A 5,580-nucleotide genomic window follows, 5' to 3' on the forward strand; every position below is an offset into this window, starting at 1 on the left:
CAGGTACGGCGACATCGACGGTGTATGAATCGCGCCAGTGGGTGCACAGGTGATGATGACTTTGCGTTTCGTTGCCATATAAACCTCGTGATCAATGCATTCAAATGCGTTCAAAGCACTTCGACGTTGCCGCAGACCGAGATCGCCTGCCCTGAGATGCCGCTGCCGCCCGGCGAACACAGAAAGAGTGCGGTGGCCGCGACTTCCTCGGGGGTTGTCATCCGGCGCAGTGAAATCTTCTCGAGATACTGTTTCTCCATCTCGTCATAGGAGATGCCGAGTTGGCGCGCGCGCGCCTCGATCACACGCTCGATCCGAGGGCCTTTAACGATGCCAGGCTGGATGGCGTTCACACGGATGCCGACAGGTCCGAGTTCGATAGCAAGACTTTTAGTCAGCCCGACGACCGCCCACTTCGTCGCGGAGTACGGTGTTCGATAGGCGTAGCCCAGACGCCCGGCAACTGAGGACAGGCCGATGATTGCGCCGCCGTTGGGCGCACTGCGCAGGAGCGGCACCGCGCGGCGGGCGAAATAGAATTGCGCGTTCAAGTTCACGTCAATGGTTTGCTTCCACTCGCTCATATCGAGCTCGTCGATGCCGCCCGTGGGACCCGCGATACCTGCGTTGTTGATCAGCACATCGAGGCCGCCAAGTCGATTCTGTACATCGGCGAAGACGCGTTCGACCGCGGCCGCGTCCGATACGTCAGCGAGCGTCGTGGTGATAGCGTTTGATTCCACGCGGCCCTCGGCTTCGAGCAGCGCGTCGATCGCCTGCTGGCTCGCGTCACAGACATGAACGCGCGAGCCGGCATCGACGAACGCGCGTGCAATTACGAGCCCGATGCCGGACGCACCGCCTGTTACGAGCACACGTAGGCCCACGTTTGGCTTCAACATCTGTAGAACAGTCATGTTTTGTCTCCCTTTTGTTTCACGGAGGTATTTGCCACGGTTTACATGCGGGCATCAAACCGAGCGGCTGGGCGACGTGATCGTCTCCCACAAGGGCAATTGCTTGTCCTCATTCTGTCGAAATTTGTGATTTGTGATCACCAAAAAACGTCAGATTTTCGCGGTTCAAGCCATCGGCCGTACGCTTGTCATACGAAACACAAAGACCTGCGGGTTTTTTGAGATTAGTGACTTGTGATCACAAAGCAGATTCAGTTTGTATCTGGGGCGGGGACGAGTCAACCGGTTTTTGATTGGGACAAACGCTAAGTCGGTTTCTCTTAAAGCGCCGCTTAGAAGCGCGCCGCGGGCAGTTGACTGTTTGATTTCTAATGGTCATGCGCCACGTAGGCATCCGGCCGAAAGCGCGGTGCCCTTCCTCGCGGTCACAACGGACACGGCCTTCTCGTCCCGCGAGGACCGCGGAGGTGACTCTCACGCGTGCGCGCCGAGTGCAACTTTAGGCCGTTTCAGTCTGCGCCGCGTTTGCGGCTTCTCTGCTTAACAATCGCGCCTTGACATCGTCCGCAGCGTCGCCCAGATCGCGCTCGATGCCAGCTCTCGCGGCCTCGCCGTCGCCACGTTTCAACGCATCGAAAATCTGCCGGTGTGCTTCCATGGAATGCGCAATGTGGGCAAGGTCCGGCGCGACCAGATTCAAGAACGGACCGATACGCATCCAAAGATTCTGGACCGTTCCCATCATCACCTCGCTGCACCCGTGAGAGTAGATTGCCTGATGGAACTCAAAATTGCCGCGGAGATAGCCCGCGACATCACCCGCCTTAGCGCGCCCATCCATCCTGTCGAATACCCGCTGCAGAGCGCTGAGATCTGCCTTTGTCATCCGGGTCGCCGCCCGCTTTGCGATACACCCCTCGAGCGCGATTCGACCGTCGCGCAGTTCGTCGAGAATCTCAAGCGTCATTGGGGGCACCATCAACCCTCGGCCGGGTCCGTCAATCAGGGCCCCTTCTGCCTGCAAGCGCGTTAGTGCCCCACGAACGGGCATTGTCGAGGAGCCCACCGCCTCTGCGACACCGCGAAGGGTCAACGTCTGGCCTGGCGCGAACCGGCCCGTCATGATCGCCTCGCGCAATTGAAGATACACGCGCTCAGCCATGGTCTCGCGTGGAACGAGTTCAAGAGCTGGTAAGTCCTGCGACCCCGAACGAGCGGCTGCCATGATTGCCTCCATCAGGCGAAGTGATTTGTGATCATGATACGCACAACTGCGGCCGGTGCAAGCTGACCTGACTTTTCCGCCGAACGAGGGTTTACCTGATCGCCATCTTGCTTGACGACTCCATTCCACTCGCATAACCTGATTTTGTGATCACACATCACTAATCAAATGACGTTCGCCGCCCGAGCGCACCGCCGAAAGATTGCCGTTTCGGGGTGTCATGGCTGCAACAACGCCGTTGGGTACCCAGAAACCGTAGCTGGAGACTTTTATGCAATCTGACAAAGCCGGTTCTTTAACCGCCTCACCTGAAGATCGTTCGTCCCTAAATAGGCGGATCTTCCGGAAACTGATGCCGCTGCTTATTCTCGTGTACACGATCAGCTTCCTTGATCGCACGAATATCGCGCTGGCAAAGCACTCAATGAGTATTGATCTCGGACTTTCCGCGGCTACATATGGGCTGGGAGCTGGACTGTTTTTTCTTTCGTACGCTTCACTCGAGATCCCGAGCAACTTGTTGATGCACCGAGTCGGCGCACGTTTCTGGATCACGCGCATCATGGTCACGTGGGGCGTGTTGTCCACCGCGATGGCCTTCGTGCAGGGGGAAACGTCGTTCTACGTGTTGCGTCTTTTGCTTGGGGCAGCCGAAGCTGGTTTCTTCCCGGGCGTCATCCTGTACCTAACCTACTGGTTTGACCGCAAGGATTGCGCGCGCGCAACCGGCTACTTCTTGTTGGGCGTTTGCATTGCGAATGTCATCGGGGGACCCATCGGTGGTGCCCTGCTTGAACTTGATGGCGCGTTTGGAATGCATGGCTGGCAATGGTTGTTCTTCCTGGAAGGGTTGCCTGCGATTGTGCTCGCTTACGTTGTGTGGAAAAAGCTTCCGGACCGGCCGAGCGCCGCACCGTGGCTGTCGAAGCAAGAGGCAACTGACCTTGAACATCGACTCTCGGAACGGGAACACAACGCCGCCCACAATTTCAAGGATTGCCTCCGCGACAAGCAGGTTTGGCTCGCAATCTTTGTCTACTTCTGCCATCAAATCACGATCTACGCGGTCATCTTTTTCTTGCCCGGCATCATTGGAGCCTCTGGCCACTTCTCCCCGTTCCTCATTGGAGTGCTTTCGGCCGCGCCATGGCTTGCAGCGTCGATCGGTGCGGCAACGCTGCCGGGTCTGGCTAAGACTTCCGCTCAAAGCCGCGCTCTGCTTGTCGTCGGGTTCCTCATCATGGCCTCTGGCCTCGTGGTGGCCGTATATGCGCCTCCCGCACTTGCTTTGCTCGCGATGTGTGTAGCAGCGCTGATGTTCTTCGGCGTACAGTCCGTGCTCTTTAGCTTCCCCAGCTCACGCCTGAGCGGGACTGCCCTGGCTGGAGGTTTGGGGCTGTTGAACTCCTGCGGCGTCCTTGGCGGGTTTGTTGGACCTACCGTGATGGGCATCGTCGAGCAAACGACCGGCAAAGCCATAAACGGACTGCTGCTTATGGCAGGCGTGATCGTACTTGCGGCGGTTTGTGCCGTTCGTCTTCGCCACGGCTCTGAACGTCATCCCCGTGACGCAGTGCAAGAGCAACACCCCGCAGTACCTGTGGCCGCAGACCCGCAGTAAGCGACGGCGCATGGGCGTTCCTGCACGATAGGTCGCCATATCACGCTTACCGTTGTCTGAGAGCAGGCTGCAGCCCCACATACACGAGACAGAAAATGACTTCGACCGCTTTAACCATCAAGTTGAACGAAAACGACGATGTCGCGATCGCGCGTAGCGCACTCACAGCTGGAACCGTAGTTCATGAGTTGGGAGGGTTAGTCGTTCGCGACAACATTCCTGCCGCTCACAAAGTTGCTTTGCGCGCCATCGAAGCTGGCGGCGCCGTGCGCCGATACGGGCAAATCATCGGGTTCGCTACCAAAGCGATTGCGCCAGGCGATCATGTTCACGTCCAAAACATGGCCATGGGCGACTTCGCCCGAGACTATGCGTTCGGAACCGATGTGAAGCCCACCGAACCTGCCGCCTTACCGCTTGCTTTTCAAGGGCTTCGTCGGCCCGATGGGCGAGTCGCGACACGTAACTACATTGGCGTGATTAGTACCGTCAATTGCTCAGCAACGGTGACAAAGCTGGTCACGCAGCATTTCTCGGCGCCCGGGGCGCTCGACGCGTACCCAAATGTCGATGGCATTGTTCCGATCACCCACAGCTTCGGGTGCTGCATCGATCACAACGGCGAAGGTATTCAGCAATTGCGCCGCACCATTGGCGGCTATGCGAAGCATCCGAATTTTGCGGGCGTTCTTATCATTGGGCTCGGCTGCGAGGCGAACCAGATGGGTGCGATGTTCGTCGCCGAAGGTGTGCAGCCCGGTCCGCTCATGGTGCCGCTCGTGATGCAAGAGCAAGGCGGTACCCAGAAGACCGTCGATGCTGCGATTGCCGCCGTCCAAAAAATGCTCCCAGTCGCGAACGAGGCAACGCGAGAGCCCTTGCCCATCTCCCATCTGAGCATCGCGCTGCAATGTGGAGGATCTGACGGGTATTCGGGGATTACCGCGAATCCTGCACTCGGTGCTGCAGTCGATTTGCTGGTACAGCATGGTGGCACCGCCATTCTCACCGAAACCCCGGAAATTTATGGCGCAGAGCATCTTTTAACCCGACGCGCAATTCGTCCTGAAGTCGGGGAAAAGATTGTTGAGCGAATCCATTGGTGGGAGCAGTACGCGGAAAGAGAGAAAGGCAGCATCGATAACAATCCGACGCCTGGCAACAAGGCGGGTGGGCTGACCACCATCCTTGAGAAGTCGTTGGGTGCGGTGGCGAAGAGTGGCTCATCCCCTCTCATGGGTGTCTATCGCTATGCCGAGCCAGTCGACGTCAAAGGCCTGGTCTTCATGGACGCGCCAGGATACGACCCGATGGGCGCGACCGGCCAGATCGCGAGCGGGGCAAATCTGGTGGTCTTTACGACCGGACGTGGATCCTGTTTTGGCGCCAAGCCGGCACCTTCGATCAAGGTCGCCACGAACACCAGCATGTACAAGCGAATGGCCGATGACATGGACATCAACTGCGGCGAGATCATGGATGGCACGGCGACGGTCGAACAAAAAGGAGAGGAAATCTTCAAGATGATCATTGAGGTCGCGTCTGGCAAGGAGAGCAAAAGCGAAGCGTTGGGCGTCGGTAACGAGGAATTCGTACCCTGGATGATCGGGGCGCAGATGTAAGAAGCGAAGTAATCCTGACGGCGAGTTTCCTCGGTGCGGTCGCCGGCCCATTTGCGTCGCGCGATTCAGCTCAGGACCGTCGATGTACTCGAGAATGTAAAAATCCAGAGGTTTAATATGGCAACGAAACGCAAAGTCATCATCACCTGTGCGCCCACTGGCGCGATTCATACACCGTCGATGTCGCCGTACCTC

At 57.9% G+C, this 5,580-nt stretch carries 6 protein-coding genes; 3 read left to right on the forward strand and 3 right to left on the reverse strand.

Annotated features, from left to right (window positions below; translation table 11 throughout):
• The 3 genes from AWB67_RS42465 to AWB67_RS34150 form a co-directional block, all read right to left on the reverse strand.
• Window positions 1-78: 3-keto-5-aminohexanoate cleavage protein (locus AWB67_RS42465; protein ID WP_143328446.1), on the reverse strand; the 78-nt coding region annotated here is incomplete at its 3' end.
• Between the two features lie 32 nt (window positions 79-110).
• A complete protein-coding gene (locus AWB67_RS34145) occupies window positions 111-917 on the reverse strand; it encodes an SDR family oxidoreductase (protein ID WP_087660390.1) in 807 nt (268 codons plus the stop codon).
• Between the two features lie 499 nt (window positions 918-1,416).
• On the reverse strand, window positions 1,417-2,142 hold the full coding sequence (locus AWB67_RS34150; RefSeq protein ID WP_062643829.1) for a GntR family transcriptional regulator: 726 nt from the start codon (window positions 2,140-2,142) through the stop codon (window positions 1,417-1,419).
• Between the two features lie 271 nt (window positions 2,143-2,413).
• Between AWB67_RS34150 and AWB67_RS34155 the strand changes: the two genes are divergently transcribed.
• The 3 genes from AWB67_RS34155 to AWB67_RS42470 form a co-directional block, all read left to right on the forward strand.
• Window positions 2,414-3,763 carry an MFS transporter gene (locus AWB67_RS34155; protein ID WP_087660391.1) on the forward strand — a complete coding sequence of 450 codons (1,350 nt, stop codon included), beginning with the start codon at window positions 2,414-2,416 and terminating at the stop codon, window positions 3,761-3,763.
• Window positions 3,764-3,858: 95 nt separating this feature from the next.
• Complete coding sequence (locus AWB67_RS34160; protein WP_087660392.1) at window positions 3,859-5,385, forward strand: D-arabinonate dehydratase; 1,527 nt, start codon at window positions 3,859-3,861, stop codon at window positions 5,383-5,385.
• A gap of 117 nt (window positions 5,386-5,502) precedes the next feature.
• Window positions 5,503-5,580, forward strand: a 78-nt coding sequence (locus AWB67_RS42470; protein ID WP_143328446.1) for a 3-keto-5-aminohexanoate cleavage protein, incomplete at its 3' end; no start/stop codon positions are given.

Source organism: Caballeronia terrestris, assembly GCF_001544515.1.
Taxonomy (GTDB): Bacteria; Pseudomonadota; Gammaproteobacteria; order Burkholderiales; family Burkholderiaceae; genus Caballeronia; species Caballeronia terrestris.